At 43.3% G+C, this 1,900-nt stretch carries 2 protein-coding genes; both read left to right on the top strand.

Annotation, left to right across the window (positions count from 1 at the left end; genetic code table 11):
• Window positions 1-191: 191 nt before the first annotated feature.
• Window positions 192-563, top strand: coding sequence for a conjugal transfer transcriptional regulator TraJ (traJ, locus tag KO492_RS00170; RefSeq protein ID WP_012774829.1), 372 nt, complete (start codon window positions 192-194; stop codon window positions 561-563).
• A gap of 31 nt (window positions 564-594) precedes the next feature.
• Complete coding sequence (gene traI, locus KO492_RS00165) at window positions 595-1,854, top strand: TraI/MobA(P) family conjugative relaxase (protein ID WP_216043130.1); 1,260 nt, start codon at window positions 595-597, stop codon at window positions 1,852-1,854.
• Window positions 1,855-1,900: the final 46 nt, after the last annotated feature.

Below are 1,900 nucleotides of genomic sequence, written 5' to 3'. Positions count from 1 at the left end.
GGATAAATCGAAAAGGTTGGTGTACACTTTTCTTGGAGTTATTAACGCCGTAAGGCGGGCAGGATAGGTGAAGTAGCCCCACCAACAAGTTGGTGGATGCTACTTCACTCTAACCCTTATTCGCGCCTTCGGGCTCAACGGGAATCCTGCTCTGCGAGGCTACCGACTACCGTCGGAAAAGAGGAACAGCAATGACAGAAGAAAAAAAAGTAACTAGGAAAAACAGCACACCAATCAAGGTGTACTGCTTACCCGATGAAAAGGAATTAATTGAGGCACAGGCTGCGCGAGCTGGTATGAGTGCAGCAAGATACCTTCGAGAAGTCGGGCAGGGTTATCACATTCAAGGTGTGGTTGATTACGATCAAGTGCATGAGCTAGCGAAAATTAACGGCGATTTAGGCCGCTTAGGTGGTTTGCTAAAACTTTGGCTTACAAACGATGTCAGGACCGCTCAGTTTGGCGAATCAACGATTAGAGCTGTTCTTAGCAAGATAGAAGCTACACAAGAAGAAATGGGCGCCGTGATGACAAAAATAGTTATGCCGCGATCAGAACAGTGATTTTAGCGGCTAAAAATTTCAGGGGTCTATTTTGATAATTAAACACGTTCCGATGCGCTCTGCTAAAAAATCTGACTTTTCTGGTTTGGTGAAATATATCACCGATGAGCAAAGTAAGACTGAAAGGCTTGGTCTAGTCAATGTGACAAATTGCCATGCTAATACAATGCAGGCGGTTATTGGTGAGGTGCTTGCAACTCAGCATACCAACACCCGCGCAACGGGCGATAAAACTTATCATCTAATCGTCAGTTTTCGTCCTGGCGAGAAGCCTGATAGTGATGTTCTAAAAGCCATTGAGGAAAGGGTATGTGCTGGGTTGGGTTTCTCTGAACACCAAAGAGTAAGTGCTGTACACCATGATACCGACAATGTGCATATTCATATAGCTATAAACAAAATTCATCCTACCAACAAAACAATGCACGAACCCTTTCAGGCTTACCGCAAGTTTGGAAGCCTCAGTGATATTTTAGAGAATGAATATGGGCTTGAAAAAGACAATCACCAAGGTTTTAAAACCGTATCAGAAGGTAGAGCCTCTGATATGGAAAAGCACGCTGGTATAGAAAGCCTAGTTAGTTGGGTTAAGCGTGAGTGCTTAGAAGAAATTAGGGCCGCTGAAAACTGGCAGCAACTTCACCAGGTGTTAAGTGAAAACAGCTTAGAAATTCGCAAGCAAGGTAACGGCTTTGTTGTTGAATCTGCTGATGGAACTCAAGTGAAGGCAAGCACTTTAGCTAGGGATTTATCAAAGCAGAAGTTGGAAAAGAAATTAGGTGAATTTGAACAAATAAACAATCCCGTTCCTCCCCAAGATAAACGCCGCCGATATGAAAAACGACCTACGAAATTCAAAGTAAACACGACTGAGTTATATGCGAAGTATCAAGAAGAACAAAAACAACTAACCGCGGCAAGAAAGATTGAATGGATTAACGCCAAGGGAAGAAAAGATAGTCGCATCGAGGCTGCTAAGAGAAAAAACAGACTCCGTAGAGCTGCGATAAAGCTAATGGGTGAAAGTCGTCTAAATAAGAAAATACTTTATTCCCAGGCGCATAAAGCACTTAAAGCTGACATACAGGCTATCAATAAGGCCAATAAATTAGAGCGCCAAGCGTTGTATGAAAAGTATAAACGTCGAGCGTGGGCTGACTGGCTTAAACAAGAATCTTTGAAAGGTAATAAGACTGCTTTAGAAGCTCTGAGAGCGCGTGACAAGGCTAAGGCACTTAAAGGCGATGTGATTAGCGGGAAGCAGAAAAAAAGCTCCCCTGTCAACTTATAGGGCCCTAAAACACTTCTGCTTGCCGGTAACCGGAATTGCTGTATTT

The sequence above is a fragment of the Celeribacter halophilus genome, from assembly GCF_018860305.1.
Lineage (GTDB): Bacteria > Pseudomonadota > Alphaproteobacteria > Rhodobacterales > Rhodobacteraceae > Celeribacter > Celeribacter halophilus_A.
Note: the sequence above shows the minus strand (reverse complement) of the source record. Positions and strands in the feature narration are given on the sequence as shown.

What these genes read in the sequence shown, in the direction of transcription:
- traJ (WP_012774829.1), top strand. Translation starts at nt 192, where the DNA reads ATGACAGAAGAAAAAAAAGTAACTAGGAAAAACAGCACACCAATCAAG.